The organism is Desulfatiferula olefinivorans, from assembly GCF_054657895.1.
On the sequence record NZ_BAAHXV010000047.1, the window covers coordinates 1 to 16,756 of the forward strand.

The 16,756-nt window shown below is 60.7% G+C and carries 16 protein-coding genes; 8 read left to right on the forward strand and 8 right to left on the reverse strand.

Going from position 1 to position 16,756, the window contains the following annotated elements; all coding sequences use genetic code 11:
- Nucleotides 1–81 precede the first annotated feature (81 nt).
- Entirely contained in the window at nt 82–831 is a 750-nt protein-coding gene (locus ACYQ11_RS19975; protein WP_459925591.1) for a TIGR04219 family outer membrane beta-barrel protein, read from the reverse strand.
- 815 nt (nt 832–1,646) lie between these two features.
- Between ACYQ11_RS19975 and ACYQ11_RS19980 the strand changes: the two genes are divergently transcribed.
- Nucleotides 1,647–2,930, forward strand: coding sequence for a citrate synthase (locus ACYQ11_RS19980; RefSeq protein ID WP_459925592.1), 1,284 nt, complete (start codon nt 1,647–1,649; stop codon nt 2,928–2,930).
- Nucleotides 2,931–3,016: 86 nt separating this feature from the next.
- Here the strand turns inward: ACYQ11_RS19980 and ACYQ11_RS19985 are convergent, their stop codons facing one another.
- Together ACYQ11_RS19985 and upp are read right to left on the reverse strand one after the other, a co-directional pair.
- Nucleotides 3,017–4,258 carry a uracil-xanthine permease family protein gene (locus tag ACYQ11_RS19985; protein WP_459925593.1) on the reverse strand — a complete coding sequence of 414 codons (1,242 nt, stop codon included), beginning with the start codon at nt 4,256–4,258 and terminating at the stop codon, nt 3,017–3,019.
- A 9-nt stretch (nt 4,259–4,267) separates the two neighbouring features.
- On the reverse strand, nt 4,268–4,894 hold the full coding sequence (gene upp / locus ACYQ11_RS19990) for a uracil phosphoribosyltransferase (RefSeq protein ID WP_459925594.1): 627 nt from the start codon (nt 4,892–4,894) through the stop codon (nt 4,268–4,270).
- A gap of 181 nt (nt 4,895–5,075) precedes the next feature.
- On the opposite strand from upp, the gene priA reads away from it, so the two are divergent.
- The 6 genes from priA (at nt 5,076) to bamJ (ending at nt 10,943) form a co-directional block, all read left to right on the forward strand.
- Nucleotides 5,076–7,514 carry a replication restart helicase PriA gene (gene priA, locus ACYQ11_RS19995; RefSeq protein WP_459925595.1) on the forward strand — a complete coding sequence of 813 codons (2,439 nt, stop codon included), beginning with the start codon at nt 5,076–5,078 and terminating at the stop codon, nt 7,512–7,514.
- Between the two features lie 13 nt (nt 7,515–7,527).
- Nucleotides 7,528–8,028: a metallophosphoesterase family protein gene (locus tag ACYQ11_RS20000; protein WP_459925596.1), complete on the forward strand. Its 501-nt coding sequence runs from the start codon at nt 7,528–7,530 to the stop codon at nt 8,026–8,028.
- 218 nt (nt 8,029–8,246) lie between these two features.
- Nucleotides 8,247–8,834 carry an OmpA family protein gene (locus tag ACYQ11_RS20005; RefSeq protein ID WP_459925597.1) on the forward strand — a complete coding sequence of 196 codons (588 nt, stop codon included), beginning with the start codon at nt 8,247–8,249 and terminating at the stop codon, nt 8,832–8,834.
- 153 nt (nt 8,835–8,987) lie between these two features.
- Nucleotides 8,988–9,341 carry a hypothetical protein gene (locus ACYQ11_RS20010; protein ID WP_459925598.1) on the forward strand — a complete coding sequence of 118 codons (354 nt, stop codon included), beginning with the start codon at nt 8,988–8,990 and terminating at the stop codon, nt 9,339–9,341.
- A 1-nt stretch (nt 9,342) separates the two neighbouring features.
- Nucleotides 9,343–9,975, forward strand: a complete 633-nt coding sequence (locus tag ACYQ11_RS20015; protein ID WP_459925599.1) for an HAD family hydrolase — start codon at nt 9,343–9,345, stop codon at nt 9,973–9,975.
- A 221-nt stretch (nt 9,976–10,196) separates the two neighbouring features.
- Nucleotides 10,197–10,943 carry a BamJ family beta-barrel-assembly machinery protein gene (gene bamJ / locus ACYQ11_RS20020; RefSeq protein WP_459925600.1) on the forward strand — a complete coding sequence of 249 codons (747 nt, stop codon included), beginning with the start codon at nt 10,197–10,199 and terminating at the stop codon, nt 10,941–10,943.
- 57 nt (nt 10,944–11,000) lie between these two features.
- On the opposite strand, the gene ACYQ11_RS20025 is transcribed toward bamJ, so the two are convergent.
- The 3 genes from ACYQ11_RS20025 to ACYQ11_RS20035 form a co-directional block, all read right to left on the reverse strand.
- A complete protein-coding gene (locus ACYQ11_RS20025) occupies nt 11,001–11,162 on the reverse strand; it encodes a hypothetical protein (protein ID WP_459925601.1) in 162 nt (53 codons plus the stop codon).
- An 86-nt stretch (nt 11,163–11,248) separates the two neighbouring features.
- Nucleotides 11,249–12,736, reverse strand: coding sequence for an amidase (locus tag ACYQ11_RS20030; protein WP_459925602.1), 1,488 nt, complete (start codon nt 12,734–12,736; stop codon nt 11,249–11,251).
- A 20-nt stretch (nt 12,737–12,756) separates the two neighbouring features.
- On the reverse strand, nt 12,757–14,838 hold the full coding sequence (locus tag ACYQ11_RS20035) for a S8 family peptidase (RefSeq protein WP_459925603.1): 2,082 nt from the start codon (nt 14,836–14,838) through the stop codon (nt 12,757–12,759).
- 301 nt (nt 14,839–15,139) lie between these two features.
- On the opposite strand from ACYQ11_RS20035, the gene ACYQ11_RS20040 reads away from it, so the two are divergent.
- Nucleotides 15,140–16,051 carry a SphA family protein gene (locus ACYQ11_RS20040; protein ID WP_459925604.1) on the forward strand — a complete coding sequence of 304 codons (912 nt, stop codon included), beginning with the start codon at nt 15,140–15,142 and terminating at the stop codon, nt 16,049–16,051.
- Nucleotides 16,052–16,132: 81 nt separating this feature from the next.
- Here the strand turns inward: ACYQ11_RS20040 and ACYQ11_RS20045 are convergent, their stop codons facing one another.
- Together ACYQ11_RS20045 and ACYQ11_RS20050 are read right to left on the reverse strand one after the other, a co-directional pair.
- The gene (locus tag ACYQ11_RS20045) at nt 16,133–16,252 is read right to left on the reverse strand and encodes a four helix bundle suffix domain-containing protein (RefSeq protein ID WP_459925619.1); all 120 of its coding nucleotides are present in this window, start codon (nt 16,250–16,252) and stop codon (nt 16,133–16,135) included.
- Nucleotides 16,253–16,255: 3 nt separating this feature from the next.
- The gene (locus ACYQ11_RS20050; protein WP_459925605.1) at nt 16,256–16,729 is read right to left on the reverse strand and encodes a four helix bundle protein; all 474 of its coding nucleotides are present in this window, start codon (nt 16,727–16,729) and stop codon (nt 16,256–16,258) included.
- Between the last annotated feature and the right edge of the window lie 27 nt (nt 16,730–16,756).

Below are 16,756 nucleotides of genomic sequence, written 5' to 3' on the forward strand. Positions count from 1 at the left end.
TGGGTGGGGGGGGGGGGGGGGGGGGGGGGGGTGGCGCCCCCCCCCCCCTCCCCCCAACGCGCGCCTTACCCCAAAAATCAATCAGAACGCCAGCCCCAGTTCGGCAAAGGGGCCGCTCACGGTGATATCGGCTTCGAAATCATCCTTGTCGAGAGACATGTCTTCGTAACGGTACCCGGCCGTTACGAAAAAGGGCCCCACGGTGTTCAGCCGCAGCCGGGCGATGGCGCTGATCACGGACCCGTAGCCCACGGACAGGGCCCGGACCTCGGCCTCGACGGCAAAAGCGTCGACGGGGCTCACGTCGGCGGACACATACAGCATGGGCAGGGGGATGGTCATGTCCATGGTTTCACGATTTCCGCCCTGAACGATTTCCGCCTCGGCCTCGATCAGCCGGATGTTGATCCCCGCGTTGACATGGACGGTGCCCAGGGTGGCCAGCCCCAGAAAGGGCACGCCGTAATACAGGGCCAGGTCGTACTGGTTGAAGGTCAGTTTGGTGTCGGCCCCGGCGGTGAAGCCCGTGCCGTCAAAATTGAACGACGCCTTGGCATCCCCGTCGAACTCCATGGGGGTGGCCATCAGATACATCACCGGAATCACCGGCAGGTCCACCTTGACCCGGCCCACGGCAAACCCCTCGTCCTCGAACCCGAAGGTGTCTTCCAGATCCGAGTCGGCGACCGCATTGTACTTCATGTCGCCCGAGGGAGACGCATACCAGCCGCCCACGGCGGCCTCGAGCTCCACGATCCCCAAAAGGGCGAAGGACGACGCGGGAAAGGCCAGCAGAACAGCAAGACACACCATCATGGACAGTTTTTTCATAGATTCCTTCCTCCAGTCTGTTTCGTTGTGATGACGGCAAACCGCCCGGACAGGCTCGCCGGTCAGGCGCGACGTGTTTTCTCCATGAAACGTCGCTTTTTTTTCAATTGTATAAGCTTTTTACACCCCCCGGTCAAGCCCGGACAGCGTCAACAGCGGGGTAATCGTATGTATGTGCCCGATTGAATCGCTATCGATACCAACACCGTTCGAAAGCAATAACGAAAAAACCGACGCCGGCAGAAAGCGTTTTCCCTGAGGCGGGGCACCCCAATGGGCGTGGCATCACCTGACACTGTGAGCCATGCCTTGGGCATGGTCTTGTTATCTCTGTGTCTTGGTGTCTCCGTGAGAAAACAATAAAGATCGGCTTCCCTTCGGGAAAGCCGGTTTAAAGGCTCTCACAGAGACACAAAGCCACGGAGAAAAGCCGGACATGCCGGGGCATGTCGCACGGTGCCGCTCATCGAAATGGAAAGGTTGCCCGTGGAACATGCGATTTCCCTGGCGATAGAGGCAGGATGATCCCATGTAATAAATCCGGTCGGGTTGTTGAAGTTTGATGACGTTTTACGAGTTCATCAAGCCTGGTGATCTCCGGGATCGAAATCGTTATCGACGCCCTCTGTTCCCTGAGTGGTCTCAGTAAAAACAATTTACCCCGGCAGACGCCATGTTATTCCATGTCGCGTTCGATGTTGAAGGCGCGCCAGGGGCGGTGAAATTCCTTTTTTTCTCCATTCGTTCAATATATATTGACGTTTCTATCTCCATGGTATAAGGTTGCAAGTTCCCGGAAAAATAAGGAGGATACCATGGAAGAAACCGCAAAACTGATTCTTGATGGAAAAACATACGAACTGCCCGTGGTGGTAGGCACCGAAGGCGAAAAAGCCATCGACATCACCAGTCTCAGGCAGAGAACCGGATACATCACCCTGGATCCGGGTTACGGCAACACCGGAAGCTGCATGTCTGAAATCACGTTCATGAACGGTGAAAAAGGCATTCTTCGCTACCGGGGCATTCCCGTCGAACAGCTGGCAGAAAAATCCACCTTTGTGGAAACGTCCTTCCTGCTGATCAACGGCCGGCTGCCGTCTCAAAAAGAATTCATCACCACCAGCGTGGCCCTGAACGACTATTCCCTGGTCCACGAGGACATGCAGATCTTTTTCCAGAATTTTCCCCGGCGGGCTCACCCCATGGGGATTCTCTCGTCCATGGTCAACGCCCTGAAAAGCTTTTACCCCGAGCTGGACGACACCCTGGAGGAAGCCAACAAGACGTACTTGAGGCTGATTTCCAAAATCCGGACCATGGCGGCCATGTCCTACAAGATCTCCCGGGGCCAGAAAGTGGTCTACCCCCGTCCGGATTTCTCCTACTGCGCCAACTTCCTGAACATGATGTTCGACTCGCCGGTCAAACCCTATGTGGTGGATCCGGACATCGTCCAGGCCCTGAACGTGTTCTGGATCCTTCATGCCGATCACGAACAGAACTGCTCGACGGCGGCGGTCCGGGTCGTGGGCAGCGGCCGGGTCAACATCTACGCCGCCATTTCCGCCGGCATCGCGGCCCTCTGGGGGCCCCTGCACGGCGGCGCCAACCAGGCGGTCATCGAAATGCTCATGGAGATCCACAAGAGCGGGGTGACCATCGACGAGGTGGTCAAACGGGCCAAGGACAAAAACGACTCCTTCCGCCTGATGGGCTTCGGTCACCGGGTGTACAAGACCTACGACCCCCGGGCCAAGATCATGAAAAAGATGTGCGACACGGTTCTGGCCAAACTCCAGCTTGAGGACCCCCTCTTGGACATCGCCAAACGGCTGGAAGAAGTGGCACTGACCGATCCGTATTTTGTCGAAAAGAACCTGTACCCCAACGTGGATTTTTACAGCGGCATCGTACTTCGGGCCCTGGGCATCCCCGAAAACATGTTCACCGTCATGTTTGCCATCGGCAGGCTTCCCGGCTGGATCAGCCAGTGGAAGGAAGGGGCCGAGGACCCGGACTGGAAAATCAGCAGGCCCCGCCAGATTTACATGGGTGAAAACGAAAGGGACTACATTCCCCTGCATCAGCGCAAGTAGTCCCACCGCGTGTCTTAAAGCATCAGACCCCCGATCGGAACCGTTCCGATCGGGGGTTTTTTATTGAATAGGGCACGCGTTGCCCGTCATGCATCCCTGGACGCCCTGGGCAGGATCAGGTTGAGGACCAGCCCCAGCACCCCGGCCAGCCCTATTTTTTCGATGGAAAAACTCCCGGCCGACAGTTTCATCCCCCCGATGCCGCAGACCAGCACCAAGGAGACGATCACCAGGTTCCGGGGCCGGGTCAGATCGGTTTTCGACCGGGCCAGAGTATTGAGGCCCACCGCCGTGATCATGCCGAACAAAAGGATCATGATCCCGCCCATCACCGGCGAGGGTATGGTCTGAAGCAGGGCGCCGATCTTACCGACAAAGGCCAGGAGAATCGCACCGATGGCGGCCCAGGTCATGATGGCCGGATTGAAGGCCCGGGTCAGGGTCACGGCGCCGGTCACCTCCGAATAGGTGGTGTTGGGCGGACCGCCCAGGCAGCAGGCCACCGAGGTGGCCACGCCGTCCCCCAGAAGGGTGTTGTGGACCCCCGGGTCATCCAGATAATCCTTGCCGGTCACGGATCCGATGGCCAGCACATCGCCGAAATGCTCGATGGCCGGCGCGATGGCCACGGGCAGGATGTACACCACGGCATCAAGATTCCACACCGGCAGGGTGAAATCGGGCACGGAAAACCAGGCGGCCCGGCTGACGGGCGTAAAATCCACCACCCCCAGCACCAGGCCCAGGGCATACCCCGCCCCGATGCCGATCAGGATGGGCACCAACCGGATCATGCCCCGTCCGAAGACCGAAACCAGAACCGTTACCGTAAGGGCGGTCATGGAAAGCATCAGGGCCGTTTTCCCCACGATCCGGCCGTCGCCCACCTCACCGGTGGCCATGCCCACCGCCACCGGCGCCAGAACGAGCCCGATAACCATGATCACCGGGCCGGTGACCACCGGCGGAAGAATACGGTGAAGCACCCCGGGCCCCTGCCAACGGATGAAAAAACTCAAAACCACGTACACCAGCCCGGCGGCGACCAGGCCGCAGAGGGTTCCGGGAATGCCCCAGGTCGCCACCCCATGCTGAATGGGAGCGATAAAGGCAAAGGAGGACGCCAGAAAAACCGGCACCTTGCCCCGGGTGATCACCTGGAACACCAGGGTGCCGAGGCCTGCGGTAAACAGGGCCACATTGGGGTCGAGCCCCGTCAGAATCGGCACCAGAACCAGGGCGCCGAAGGCCACGAACATCATCTGCCCGCCCAGAAGGGCGTCGTTCAGACGAAAGCGATAGGTCGTCGATGAAAAGCTGTCCGCCATGGTTCCCCCTTATTTGGTCCCGAAAATTTTATCGCCCGCGTCCCCCAGGCCCGGCAGGATATACCCCGCCTCATTGAGTCTCTCATCCACGGCGGCCACATAGATGTCAACGTCAGGGTGGCTTGCCGTCAGACGCCTTATCCCCTCGGGGGCCGCCACCAGGAACAGGCCCCGGATCTTGGTGCAGCCCGCTTTTTTAAGCATGTCCACCGTGGCAACCAGGGTTCCCCCCGTGGCCAGCATGGGATCTAAGATCAGGGCCATGCGCTGATCCATGTCCCCGGTCATTTTTTCGTAGTAGGCCACCGGAGAAAGGGTCTCCTCGTCCCGATAAAGCCCGATCACACTGACCTTGGCCGAAGGAATCAGGTCGATGACCCCGTTCATCATGCCCAGGCCGGCCCTCAGAATGGGAACGATGGTGATCTTCTTGCCCTTGATGCGCTCGACGGTCACGGGCCCGGCCCAGCCTTCGATGCTCCGCGTTTCGGTTTCGATATCCTTGGTGGCTTCGTAGGTCAGAAGCCGGGCCACTTCGGCCGCCAGATCCCGAAAATCCTTGGTCGAGATGTTCTTTTTCCGCATCAAACCCAGTTTGTGCCGGATCAGCGGATGGTTCGCCACATAGACGCTCATATGTCTTCCCCCCTGTCATGATGGTTAGGTGCAACTATTCGAGCCGGTTATAAACAGACGGCGCAATGATTTCAAGCGTTAGTTTTTCCAGTCTTCCCTTGAGGCCGCGCCGCCTGCTGTGGTATGCCATGGGGTCAGATTCCGGGCATAACCAATTACCTTACACACACAGCGCATGGGCATGACCAACACCGTAACATACATCGAAGCCGCCGTGACCCTGCCGACCTTCCGGACCTACACCTACAGCGTTCCGGACGGCATGGCCGACCTGATCGGCGTGGGCCGTCGGGTTCTTCTGCCCTTCGGCAGCCGGCGGATCACGGGCTATGTGATCACGGCCCCGGCCCCGGCCCCGCCGCCGGAGGTTTCGGTCAAACCCATTTGTGACGTCCTTGACGACCGTCCCCTGTTCCATGCCTCCCATCTGAGTTTTTTCAACTGGATTTCAAGCTATTACCTGTTTCCTCCGGGCGAGGTGATCAAAAGCGCCCTGCCCGGCGGCATCACCACCCGGGACAATATGTGGGCCGCCCTCACCGACCTGGGCCGGGAAGCCGCCCTCGATCCGGCCACGGCGGACCGGGATCGCGCGGTGCTGAGCCGGTTGAGCGACGGCCCCCGAACCGCCGCCGCCCTGATGCGGGATACGGCCCCGCCCCTGTCCCGGTCGGCACTGTCCACCCTGGCCCGGAAAGGGCTGATCGAACTCAACCGGGAACTGACCGGGGGCACCACCGGTCAAAAATTCGAAACCCTGGTGCGATGGATTGAAGACGCCCCGCCGCCCGGGCCCCTCACCCCCGCCCGGGAAAAGGTTCTGGCCCTGATCCGTGAACACGGTGAGATGCCCCTTTCCGCCGTCGGCAACGCCTTACCCGGGGCCCATTCCAAGGTCCGGTTCCTGGAGAGCCGGGGACAGGTGCTGTGTGTCAAAAAAAAACTCTACCGTGATCCCTTCGGCGACCCCGTCCCGCCGGACACGGCCCCGACCCTGACCGACGAGCAGGCAGAGGTGGTGGCCACGGTGGGCGATCAGCTGGGCCGGGGCTTTACCTGTTTCATGCTGGCGGGCGTCACCGGCAGCGGCAAGACCGAGGTTTATCTCCAGCTGGTTGAACAGGCCCTGGCCCGGAATCTGTCGGCCCTGGTGCTGGTGCCGGAAATCGCCCTGATCGCCCAGACCGAACGGCGGTTCCGCCGCCGCTTCGGCGAACAAATCGCCGTGCTTCACAGCAGTCTGTCCCAGGGTGAAAAATTCGACCAGTGGATGCGCATCGCAGACAAGGAGGTGACCATCGTCATCGGGGCACGGTCCGCCGTCTTCGCCCCCCTTGAAAACCTGGGCCTCGTCATCGTCGACGAGGAACACGACGGCTCCTACAAGCAGGAAAACGGTCTGAAATACAACGCCAGGGATCTTGCCGTGCTCCGGGCCAATTTATCGGGAGCCGTCTGCCTGCTGGGATCGGCCACCCCGTCCATCCAGTCCTATTACAACACGACCCTCGGTAAATTCCGGGAACTGCGCCTGACAAGGCGGGTCAGCGACCGGCCCATGCCCGCCATCCGGGTCATCGACCTGAAAACCTACAAAGACTATCCGGGCATGCGCAGCATCCTCACCCCGCCCCTTGAAGAGGCCATGGCCCGGACCCTTGAAAACGGCGAGCAGGTGCTGTTGTTTCTCAACCGACGGGGCTATGCCAACTACCCGGTCTGCGCCACCTGCGGCGAGCCCATGAAATGCGTGAGCTGCGACGTCTCGCTGACCCTGCACCAGTCGAAAAACGCCTACCGCTGTCACATGTGCAATTACATGATCCCGGCCACCTCCAAATGCCGGCTGTGCAATTCCTCCCACATCAAGCACCTGGGCTTCGGAACCGAACGCATCGAAGCGGCCGTACGGGCCCTGTTTCCCCAGGCACGGGTGGCCCGCATGGACCAGGACACCACCACCCGCAAAGGCTCGGTGGTCCGCATGCTCAAGGACATCAAGGACCGGAAGACCGACATCCTGATCGGTACCCAGATGATCGCCAAGGGCCACGATTTTCCCGGCATCACCCTGGTGGGCATCATCTGTGCGGACCAGTCCCTGAACTTTCCCGATTTCCGGGCCTGCGAGCGGACCTTCCAGCTGCTGGCCCAGGTGGCCGGACGGGCGGGCCGGGGGGACCAGCCGGGCCAGGTGATCATGCAGACCTACAATCCGAATCATTTCAGCATCCTGGCCGCTGAAAAACAGGATTTCGAATCCTTTTACCAACAGGAAATCGCCTTCCGAAACAGCCTGGGCTACCCGCCCTTCTCCCGCATGGCCCAGATCCGGATTTCCGGAAAGGACCGAAACGCCGTCAAGGATCGGGCCCTGGCCCTGGGCGACCTGATCGGTGCCGCCGTCAGGGAACGGCGTCCCCTGTTCGACACCCTGGGCGTTCTGGGCCCCATCGAGGCGGCCATCCCCAAGCTGGCCGATCAGTATCGCTGGCAGGTGCTTCTGAAATGCGCCGAATCCGCCCCCCTGCACCGCATGGCCCGCCTGATCGCCCACACGGCGGCCGTCAAAGACGGCATCCGTATCACCATCGACATCGACCCCTATTATCTGATGTAAGGAGACCGTGTGTATGAACATCGCCATCATGAGTGACAGCCATGACAACATCTGGAACCTTGAAAAGGCCCTCACGCTGATCCGGGCCGAGGGTGCAGAGATGATCGTTCACTGCGGCGACTTCGTGGCTCCCTTCATGCTCCGGGAACTGGAAAAGGCCGGCATTCCCGTCTACGGGGTGCTGGGCAACAACGACGGCAGTCAATTTCTCCTGGCCCGCACCGCCCTGATCGACCTGACGCACATCACCCTGTTCGAGCTGATCGGCCACGTGGACGCAGACGGATATGCCATCGCCTTCACCCACCAGCGGGAGGTTGCCGAAGGGCTGGCCGCCACCGCCCGCTACGATCTGGTCTGTTACGGCCATTCCCACCAGTACCGCCGGGAGACCCTGGGGCGAACCCTGTTGCTCAATCCCGGGGAGATCATGGGAAAAAACGGAGACCCGGGGTTCTGCTTCGCGGATACCGAAACCGGCCTGATCCGGCGGGTGACGCTTACTGCCGTCTGAAGCACTCCGGACGTGACGGTTTCGCAAAAAGGCCCGGATCAAGACGTACGAATCCCAAGGAATGATGCGTACTTAGGGCAGCTTCCAGTGGCGAGGGATGACGCATCACGCAGATATCGGACGTTTTACGAAGTCGTCAGACTTGACATTCCCATGCCCTGCGCCTAAGTTAGGGCGGAAATGCGCTTTCACATACTATCCAAAGCAGGACAGATATCATGAAACGACGATGCCTTCTGACCCTCTGGGTCCTTGTCACTTCCCTGATTTCGCTGACGCAGGTCCGGGCGGAGCAACGGGAAACCATCTATTTTGATCCCCACGCCGCCACCCCGGCCATGGATTCCGTCGAAACCCTGGAAACGATAAAACGGCAGTTGACCGAGACCCCGGATTATTCGGTGCTGATCGAGGGACACGCCGATGCGGGCGAAGTGAGCCCAACGGACACGGACCGTGACGGAACCCTTCGGGAGCTGTCACGCAAGCGGGCGGACTTTGTGTCCAACTGGCTGAAATCAGCCACCGGCAGGCCGGACATGAAAAACCGGATCAGCGCCATGGGCACCTACCGGCCGGCGGATCCCCAACGCCCCGACCGGAACCGGCGTGTGGTCGTGACCCTCTCTGATCCCGTTCCCGAGACCCCGGCGGCGATATCAGACGCCTCCCTGCCCCGGGCCCATGTCCCTGCCCCCGTCTTCACCTTTGACAGCGTTCTTGAAGGTGTTACCGTCACCCACGATTATGTGATTCAAAACACGGGCACGGGGCCCCTTGAGATCGTCAAGGTCAATCCCGGCTGAGGCTGCTCGACGGTTTCGTTTACGAAACTGATCCCTCCCGGCGGCGAGGGAACGATCGGCATTCGCGTCAACACCAAGGGGTACGGCGGACGGACCCTTAAAAAAACCATTCAGGCGATCACCAGTGACCCGGCGAACCGGACCCTGTCCCTGGTGATCACCGGCCCGGTCCGGGCCTTTGCCTCAATCGAACCGTCACGGATCCGTTTTTCGGTGACCCTCAACGAAAAGGTCAGTAAAACCATCACCATCGTGCCCAACACGGAGTATCCCTTCAAGGCCCTGGACCTTCAGACCCGGCACCCCGATCCCAACCTCCGCTGCAGCCTTGCCGCCGCCCCCGCCGGCCCGGTCACCCGGTACACCGTGACGCTGGAATACACGGCCGAACGGCCGGGAAGCTTCAGCAACAGCCTGCTGATCAGAACCGATCATCCGGACATGCCCCAGATCGTCATCCCCGTCACGGGGTATGTGATGCAGCCCCGGCCGGAAAGCGGCAACTGACATGGCCCGTAAGGATTGCACAGACACGCGGGTGGTGGTGTTCGATTGCGACGGGGTGATGTTCGATACGGAAAACGCCAACCGCATCTATTACAACACCATCCTTGAGCGGTTCGGCCGTCCGCCCCTCGATGCGGATCAGTTCGCCTATGTTCACATGAGCACGGTCAAGGAGGCCCTGGCCTTTCTGTTCCGGGACGAAAAGGATCTCGATCCGGTCTACGCCTTCTGCCGGACCATGAGCTATGAGCCCCTGATCCCCCACATGGAGATGGAACCCCATCTGATGGATCTGCTGGCCCGGCTGAAAGACCGTTTCAACACGGCCATCGCCACCAACCGGTCCAACACCATGGACGCCGTGATGAATCATTTCAAACTGGCCCCCTGGTTCGATCTGGTCGTCACGTCCCAGGACGTGACTGAGCCCAAACCGCACCCGGAACAACTATTCAAAATCATGGCCTATTTCAACGTCACACCCGAGGAGGTTCTGTACATCGGCGATTCCAGTACCGATGAACGGGCCGCCCGTGGAGCGAACGTTCCGTTCGTCTCCTACGGCAATCCGAATCTCGACGCCCGGCACCACATCCGGAGCCTCGACGAGGTCGTTCGCCTTCTTGGTCTCTAAAAAAACAAACGACGTCTATCGCTCATGATTGATGGTCGCGTAAAAAAGTCAATTTTTGGACGGCTTCGTAAAATGTTCGAGATCAAGGCTTGCGAATCCGCAAGGAATGAGGCGTACTTAGGGTACGCCTCAGTGACGAGGGATGACGCGTAACGCTGATATCGGACGTTTTTCGAAGCCGTCATGATTAACGCCACATTCAAACCCACAAGGAGCCTTACATGAAAAAACCGCTTATCGCCGCCGCTCTGCTTGGCCTGTTCCTGCTCCCCATGGGGTGTACCGACGCCGCCCGGACGGCCGACACCCCCGCGCTGACGGAAGTCAAGACCCCGGCCGAAAAACTCGGATACGCCCTGGGATCGGACCTGGGAAAAAATTTCAAGAAAAATGAAATGGACATCGATCAGACCGCGTTTATCCAGGGGTTTCAAGACGGCTTGAACGATGCCAAACCCCTGATGACCCCCGATGAGATCCGGGAGATTCAGCAGTCCGCCATCACCGAGATGCGGACCCGCCTCACCGAAAAACGTCAGAAAGCGGCGGAGCAGAACAAGACCGATGGCGACGCGTTTCTGGCTGAAAACGCAAAGAAGGAAGGCGTGAAAACCACCGAATCGGGTCTCCAGTATGAAATTCTCACCGAAGGCACCGGCCCCATTCCCACGGAAACCGACCGGGTCAAAGTCAACTATGCGGGCAAGCTGCTCGACGGCACAGAATTCGACAGCTCCTACGCCCGGGGAACCCCGGCGACCTTCGGTGTCAAAGGGGTGATCGAAGGCTGGACCGAGGCCCTTTTGATGATGAAAACCGGAAGCAAATGGCGGATTTACGTGCCCAGCGACCTGGCTTACAAAGACCGGGGCGCCGGTCAGAAAATCGGCCCCAACGCCACGCTGATTTTCGATGTCGAACTTCTGGGCATCGAAGGCCAGACCGACGAGGCCGAGCCCAAGTCCTGATAAGGCTCAGCGTCCGGCCGCCCTCACCTCGGTGGGCGGCCGGACACTGACCGCGTGTCAATCCACCGCTTTTTTCACCTTTTTCTTCGCATCATCAAAAGCTTTTTCCATTTTCTTTCCCGCGTCCTTGACCGGATCATCCTTGGAGCAGGCCGCTCCAGCCAGTGCGAGTCCGGTGATCATCACCGCCACCATCAGGTATCTCACCAATCGTTCCATCTTGTTTTTCTCCTTTTCACGTCGTTATCAGGTCAATACCCAAACATCACGAACACTCCCTGCCGTATTTCATGTTCATTCCAAAATCAGACGCCATTCAGCGGAGGCACCCGGTCGGCCCAGGGGCGCTCCTGTTCCAGTTGACCGGCCAGGCGAAAAAGGGTCCGTTCCTCTCCCATGCGACCGGTGAACAGCATGCCCAGGGGCAGGCCGTCCCGGGTCCAGTGCAGGGGGATCGACACGCCGGGCAGCCCGGTGACGTTGCCCAGAAGGGTAAAGCCCATGCGGCCCAGCGTCTTTCGCGAAAACAGACGAACCATACCGGTTTTCATCATCATGCGCCCGATGGGCAGACGACTGCCCACTGCCATGGACAGGTCCTCCAGGCCCGACGGGGTCAGGGTCCCGTGGGGCAGGGGCGGTTCCACCAGGGTGGGCGTGAGAAACACATCGCAGCGATCCATGAACCGACCCATGGCAAGCTGGACCCGATGCCATCCCATGCGGGCCTTGACCAGGTCGCAGGCCGACAGCGACCGGCCGATCATGGCCATGGACAAGGTGGCGGGTTCCAGCTTACGAAACGCACCGGGGCCCAGCTCCCGTTTCACCATGTCGCCCACGGCGGCCACATGGGCCGACACCACCGTCACATAGTCCCGCCACAGGGTATCCCGGTCGATGTCGGGGTCGGCCTCCTCCACATGATGCCCCAAGGCGTCCAGCAGCCGGGCCGTCTGCTCGAGGCCGGACAGGGCCTCCGGGTGAACCGTCGCCTCGATTAGGGGCGTGCGGGAAACGAAAATGCGCAGGGGCGCCGGAGCCTGACGGACGGCCTCCAGATACGATGCCGGATCACGGCTCACCCGGTAAGGTGCTCCGATTTCGGGACCGGCGGTCGCATCGAGCATGGCGGCGCAGTCCCTGACCGACCGGGTGATCACATGGGCCGCCACGGCACCGTCCCAGGCGTCGCCGTGTTCCGGCCCCAAAGGGTTCAGACCCCGGGAAGGTTTCAGGCCGAACACCCCGCAGCAGGCCGAGGGGAACCGGATGGATCCGCCGCCGTCGGACCCCGACGCCAGGGGAACAATGCCCGCGGCCACCGCCGCCGCCGACCCGCCCGACGATCCGCCGGTGCTGGTACCTTTCCGCCAGGGGTTGTGGGACGGACCGTGGGATTTGGGCTCGGTGGTGATGGTCAGCCCCAACTCCGGCGTGTTGGTCTTGCCGAACGGCACCAGGCCCGTGCTCAGATACCGGTTGACCAGTTCGCTGTTTTCTTCGGGCGTGATATGGAAGCCCCGGCTGCCGTTTCGCATGGGCTCGCCCGCCAGATTGTCCAGGAGGTCCTTGAGCAGGAAGGGCACGCCCGTAAACGGGCCGTCGGGCAGGGGCCCTTCGGCCCGACGGCGGGCCCTCTCGTAAAAGGTATGGACGATCACGTTCAGATGGGGATTCAAGGCCTCCGCCTTGTGAATCGCCGCCTCCAGCAGCTCGGCGGGGTGAACCTCCCCGTCCTTGACCAGCCGGGCCAGTCCCAGGCCGTCATACCGTGTGTATTCCGCAAACATCTTCCCCCCTTGACCTTCGTTTATTCGCCCACGCCCGTTCCGCACAGGCAATTGGTTTCGATGTATTCGATCAGGTCCGGCGAGGCATTGCCCAGGGGCAGGGCCAGGGGCATGACGAAGGTCCCGGCGATGGACACGGGCCAAAAATCCATGCCCACTTGAGTTTGGCCCGTAATCTGGAACCGTCCTTCCACCGCGACGATGGCCGGGTCATTGCCCAGAATACCGATATCCGGCAGACCCATGCCCAGGTCCTCGATGCCCCAGCGCTGAAGCACCTGGCAGTTGTCGAAGATCACCGAACCGGAAAGTCCCTCGACGAAATAGCCTTCTTCGTCATCGCCCACAAAACCGAGGGTCACGTTGTTGCCCGAATTGTCCACGGCGTAACTGTGACCGAATATCCCGAAATCACAGCCCGTGCAGCTCAGGGTGAGAAGGGGGGGCGTATCGTCTGCCATGGCCCCGAAACTCCAATTGACCAGGGCGCCGTCGCTCAAAAGGGCGCCGGGGTTTTCGTCCGCCTCGCCGTCGACGCGGTAGGTCCCGTCAACGGGGAAACCCCAGTCGCTGGACACCCGGTATTCCATGCCCCCGCAGATCCGGTTGACGATGATGCCCGCCGGATCGGCCGTGTCGTCCCCGTCCAGATCGATCAGGTCAAGCACCTCGTCGGGGGTGTCGTCGTTGTCCACCAGAAGCTGAAGCACCGGCAGGGTGTAGACCAGACGGAGTCCACCCACATGGGCGATGGTGGGCAGGGCGTTTTCCCGGAGATAGGTTTTGATTTCGAAGGGGGTCAGCTCCGGGTCGATGGACTTCATGATGGCCGCCACGGCCGTCGCCTGGGGCGCGGCAAAGGAATTACCCACGGAGGCGGCGACCTTGGGAAGCCCCAGAGCGCTGGGGCAGATCACCCGCACCGCCGGAGCCGCCAGCTCGACCAGCGGGCCGTAGGACGTGTCTGCGAAGGGCTGGTCCACATCACAGGCCTCAAGCCCCCCCACGGTAAGCATGTTGGGCAGGTCGATGCCCGCCGGGCAGTCGTTGGTCCGGTCCAGTTCATAGGGATAGTTGTCGGCGGCGGTGACAAACAGCACGCCGGGAAGGCGGGCGATGCCCTGCTTGTAGGCGGCGCGCAGGGCCGCGTAGCGCTCGGGCGTAAATTTGGCACTTCGGTACCCGAAACTCATGTTGACCACACTAAACCCGTTGGCCGCCATCTGGGCCAGGGTCGCCAGTTCCTGAGCCGCCGTCTTGGTCCTGAATTCGGTGGCGCCCAGGACCAGCTTGCGGCCCAGCACCTTGGAGGCGATACCGTTCATACCCTGGCCGTCGTCATCGGCGGCGATAATGCCGGCCACCTTGGTGCCGTGGATCCCCGCATCGGGGTCCGTCGCCGGCGTCCCGGGGGCGTCGATGTTGATCACGGTAATATCGTCGAATTCCCCGTAATTCTGCTGAAGACCCGTATCCATGACCCCCACCCGGACCGTATGAAAGGCGATCTCGTCCTTCAGTTCGTTCATGATGGCGATCAGCTGGAAATACTCGGCGTTTTCCAGGGGGCAGCGGTTTCGGGGGCTCAGCCACATGTTGTCGTCGAACACCTGACAGTTGTCCAGGGTCGGGGTGGTCTCCCGGTCGAATTCCTCGTCGGGCACCCCGGCCTCCAGGGGCTCGGAAAAGGCGTCATAGGACACGGCCACAAGACCGGAAATGGCCTGGGCTTCGATTTCGGCCAGCTTGGCGTCCAGCTCGGCCAGGCCGGTCAGGGCCGCGAACTCGGCCTGGTAGATGCCCAGATCGGGGATCTGACCGGTCAGCACCCCGCCCTGGGCCTCGATGATGCTTTCCGCCTCATCCCGGGTGACCGAGTCGTCGAACACGAACACGATCAGATTCACCGGCACAGTCAGATCCCCTCCGGCCGTGACCACCGTTTCCAGGGCCGACGCCTCCGGGGCCTTGGCGAAAATGGTCGGATCTTCGGTATACGTCCCGACGGCCGGTCCGCCGTTACTGCCGCCTCCACTGCTCGAACAGGCGGCCAGACCCAGCAGTCCGGCCGCGACCATGCCGCATAACGCTTTCATTTTCATTGGTTGATTCCTTTCGATGGGTGGTCATGGATGTCAAAAAAGGCTTATCACAAAGCGGGGAACGTTCGCAAGTCCAAGGAAGGGCTTCGGTGACGCGTTTTTTTGGACGTGGGTGGACAAAAGTGGACGGTGTGGACACAGTGGACGCATTCTGCCTGTCCACACTCGTCCACAAAAAGACGATCTCCCTTCAAAAGAAGGTTGTTTCCCATCAGAGAGTCTGTTAACGATAAACCACATTTTTCAAAAAACACCCCCCATTGACATCCCGCCACCGGCGGGTCCGACGAAAGGAGACACGATGAAAAAACCATGGTCCCGCATGCTGCTCACGGGAATGATCGCACTGACGTTGTTCGGCCTGGCCCAGAGTGCCGGTGCCGCAGGCAAAGGATACACGCCGGGCCTCGAAGGGGTTTTGGCCGCCTCCGTCCCCCCGCCCGGGGTCCACTGGCGCATGTTCAACATGGTCTATGAGGCGGACACCCTGACCGATGCACAGGGCGACAAGATCGGCAACGGGTTTGATCTGGGGGTTCTGGTTCAGGTCCACCGGGTCATCCACATGACCGGCCGGAAAATACTGGGGGCCGACTACGGCTACAGCGTGATCCTGCCCATGGTCGCCACGGATTTCGAAGTCACCGGGTTCTCGGACAGCCGGGTCGGTCTGGGGGATCTTTATGTGGAACCGCTGATTCTGGCCTGGCACGAAGCCCGTTACGACGTGGCCCTGGGCCTGGGTGTCAATCTGCCCACCGGGCATTTTGACGCCGCCGAACCGGCGTCCCCCGGTAATGGATACTGGAGCGCCATGCTGACCCTGGGCGCCACCATGTTTTTCGACGACCACAAAAGCCTGTCCGCCTCGGTACTCACCCGGACCCTTTACTATGGCGAGCAGGACGACACGGACAAGGAGCCCGGTTCCGAATTCATCATCGATTTCGGCGTGGGCAAGGAAATGCCTCTGTCCAAGGGTCTTCTGATCCGTCCCGGCGTCTGCGGTTACGGCTTGTGGCAGATCACCGGCGATGACGGCCCCCTTACCTCCGACGACAAACACCGCGTCTACGCCCTGGGCGCCGAAGTCAACCTGTTCTGGCTGCCGCCCGCCCTGTTCCAGGCCAATCTGCGCACGTTGTTTGAATTCGGCGCCGAAGGGGAATCCGAGGGGACGAAAACGGTGTTGACGATTACCAAGTCGTTTTAGGGAAAGGGTGAGGCAGTGGACGTTAATGGACGGGGTGGACCGAAGTGGACGTGAGTGGACGGATCACCCATGGCACCCTGTCTACGACTGTCTGCCATGAGGTTTCCCGCGCTTCTCCGTGCGTACCCGGTACATCCGTTCACTGAATCCGCCGTCCTGTTCGAAGGTCACGGCCAGGCTCCGGACCTGCCGGTCAAGCAGGGATCAGGCCACAGTGATAAGCACCAGAGCGGCGTTGGCGGAGATTTCAGGGTAGGCCGCAGGGCCGGTTGGATTGTAGCAGGAACTCACGGCCTTGACCCATGAGGCCACCTGATCTGCAGTCTGACACCGCTTATCGATCAGGGACTGCCGGATGGGATTGTCCCTCTCCCACAGACGCAATCCGCGCTGACGAAGAAAATCCTCGTAATCCAGTTTCAGTTCTTCCAGACTGGCCCGGGCCACCTGGGTCAGTTTCAATTCGGTTTTTCTGGATGTCGCCGAGGCCTGGGACCCCTCGGCGATATTCTGGACCCCGCTGCGGGCCGCCTGCACCATCTGATCTTTGGTCCGACTGAACCGGTCAATGTAACGGTCACAGAATCGCGCCGTGACATCGTACACCAGTTGAGCCACCTGGAAACTCTTCAGCGAGCGATACCCACCGTGCCGAGGAATCAGGTCAGTCATAGCCATTCGCCTCCACGTTTTTCTCCCCACTCT